This is a genomic window from Cellulomonas sp. P5_C6 (genome assembly GCF_054049635.1).
On sequence record NZ_JBFULZ010000308.1, the window covers coordinates 1 to 2753 of the forward strand.

The following is a 2753-nucleotide window of genomic DNA, read 5'->3' on the forward strand; positions in this document are numbered from 1 at the left end:
TCTCGTTGGTGTGGCCACTGCGGTACCCGCTCGCTGCGGGCGTCGTTCTTCGGAGTGCCACCGCGCGGGTCCTCACTCGCGTCTCGGTCGACGACCGCGAGGTCGTCGTGCTCGGCGCCTACGACGACATCCCGGTCGAGCTCGTGCTCGACGGGCACCACGAGGTGGGTGGAGCGGGCGTCGCCGTCCACACGGACGGCGCGACGATCATCTCGCTCACGGCACCCACCGGCCCGACCTGCGTCGTCGAGCTGGAGAGTGCGCGGATCGTCGTCCTGGACCGGGAGAGCATCGACCGGCTCTACCTCCTCGAGGTGGACGGCCGGGAACGGCTGGTCCTGTCCTCGGCGCCGCTGTACGCCGTCGACGGCGAGCTCGTCGTGCAGACGGAGATCCCGGACTTCACTGTCTCGGTCCTCCCGGCTCCTGAGACGCTCAGGGCCGAGGGAGGCGTCGACCTCAGCGCACCGTTCGACGACGGCCCCTGGCGCTCGTGGCGCGCGAACGCGCAGCATGTCGGTCGCCACACGCTCGTCTCCGGCCTCCGCCCGGAAGCGGCGGCGGCTCCGCGTCCGGAGCGGGGCGGACCCCTGGACCGGCTCAGTGCGCCCACGGACTTCTCCGGTGCCGCCGTCGTCCACGTCGAGGTCCCCGCCCACCTGTTCGGCGATGCCGATCGCACGCTGCTCCGGGTGCGATGGACCGGCGACGTCGGTCGCGCCTACGTGGGCGACCAGCTGATCAGCGACCACTTCTGGCACGGTCGCGACTGGGACGTCGACCTCACGCCGTGGGCATCCGCGATCGCTCGACACGGTGTGCGGTTCGAGCTCCTGCCCTGGAAGCGCAGCACCGGTGTCTGGGTCGACCCGACGGTGCGGGAGATCCCCGACGGGCTGCACGTCGCATCAGTCGACGTCGTCCGCGTCGGCAAGGTCCGTCTGACCGCGCGCGCGGGGTGACGAGGTCGCGAGCTGTTCGATGCGGCCGCCTTGGCCCGAACTCGGCGCTTGTTGAGGTGCGTCGTCGTGCCGGGCTCCGCTCGACGGACGAGCTGTTCATGGCAGAGGCCTGTGCCGACCTCTGCTCGTGACCGCCGCTGCGAGCCTGTCCGACGCCGCGCGCACGGCTCAGCCGATCGCGCACGACTCGGGCGCTACCCGACCCGCTGTTCGTCGCGGTGCGGGAGCCGCCAGCCCGGGCGCACGTAGTGGCACGTGTAGCCGTGCGGGATCTTCTCCAGGTAGTCCTGGTGCTCCTCCTCGGCTTCCCAGAAGTCTCCCGCCGGCTCGACCTCGGTGACGACCTTGCCGGGCCAGAGCCCGGACGCGTCGACGTCCGCGATCGTGTCGAGCGCGACCCGGCGCTGCTCGTCGGAGGTGTAGAAGAMCGCCGACCGGTAGCTGCGGCCGATGTCGTTGCCCTGCTGGTTCTTCGTCGACGGGTCGTGGATCTGGAAGAAGAACTCCAGCAGGTCCCGGTACGAGATCTGCTCGGGATCGAAGACGATCTCCACGGCCTCGGCGTGGTCGCCGTGGTTGCGGTAGGTGGCGTTCGGGGTGTCGCCGCCCGAGTACCCGACGCGGGTGGAGATCACTCCCGGGCGGCGGCGCAGCAGCTGCTGCGCACCCCAGAAGCACCCCCCGGCAAGGATCGCGGTCTCCGTCGTGGCCATCTGCGCCCTCCTTCATGGGAACGGCTGCAGCCGTCGTGCGATCTTGACCCCGCAGCGCGCTGCATCGCAACCGATGCCCGTGCCCACAAGGGAAGGCGTTCGCTGCCTGGTGCGGCGCGAGCAGAGAGACGTGTCCCGCGGTGCACGATCCCCGGACTCAGGTGACGGCGGGAGAGGCCTGCCGGGAGACGCTCGACTCCCTCACGACCAGGTGGGGCGCGATCATGACGCGGTGCGGCGGCCGGCTGTCCCCCTCGGTCAGCCGGGCCACCATGAGCTCGACCGCGAGACGACCCACCTCGTGCTTGGGCGGGCGCACAGCGCTGAGTGGTGGCTCCCCGAGCTCGGCGACCTCGTCGTCGTAGGCCACCAGTGCCAGATCGTCGGGGATCGCCAGCCCGCTGTCCGTGGCGTGCTGCGCGAGGCTCACCGCGAAAGGGTCCGAGTGGACCACCAGGGCGGTCGTCCGCGTGCGGGCGCACTCGGCCAGGACCGCGGACAAGCGTTCGCTGCGCCCGGGTGCGACGGCGCCGTCGCTGGTCCCGACGAGCTGCTCGGACGGGTCCAGACCCACCGCCAGCAGCGCGTCCTTCCACCCGCGACGCAGGTGCGGCGCGATGGCGCTGCTCCCCAGCACGAGCAGCCCGATGCGGCGGTGCCCCTGCTGGTGCAGGTGCCACACCGCCGCGGCCGCGCCGGACGCATGGTCGGACGCGACCCATTCCAGGCGCTGCACAGGGCTGATGTCCGGCKGGCGCCGCTCTGCGAGCACGACCGGCAACGGCAACGAGTCGAGCCAGCGCAGCAGGTCGCCGCCCCGCGGAGCCTCTACCTCGGGCGCCACGATCAGCCCGTCCACCCCGGCCGTCTCCGCGAACCGGCGCGACTGCCTCCAGTCCTCCTGCGGGTCGTAGGAGGTGGTCCGCAGGATCAGCCTGACCCGGGCGGTCGCGGCCGCTGCCCGGGCGCCGGCGATGATCGTCGGCCAGTAGTAGTCGAGCTGGGGGACGAGCATCCCCACGGTGAACCGGGACGGCCCGCCGGCGGGGGCGGTGCCGGCGCCCTCACGGTCCGGGAG

General features: G+C 72.0%; 3 protein-coding genes. 1 reads left to right on the top strand and 2 read right to left on the bottom strand.

The window, feature by feature from the left end; translation table 11 throughout:
- The coding region (locus ACXJKG_RS20530) for a hypothetical protein (RefSeq protein ID WP_456847571.1) at positions 1–962 on the top strand (962 nt) is incomplete at its 5' end.
- A 194-nt stretch (positions 963–1156) separates the two neighbouring features.
- On the opposite strand, the gene msrA is transcribed toward ACXJKG_RS20530, so the two are convergent.
- On the bottom strand, positions 1157–1675 hold the full coding sequence (msrA, locus tag ACXJKG_RS20535; RefSeq protein ID WP_456847572.1) for a peptide-methionine (S)-S-oxide reductase MsrA: 519 nt from the start codon (positions 1673–1675) through the stop codon (positions 1157–1159).
- 157 nt (positions 1676–1832) lie between these two features.
- The coding region (locus ACXJKG_RS20540; protein ID WP_456847573.1) for a LacI family DNA-binding transcriptional regulator at positions 1833–2753 on the bottom strand (921 nt) is incomplete at its 5' end.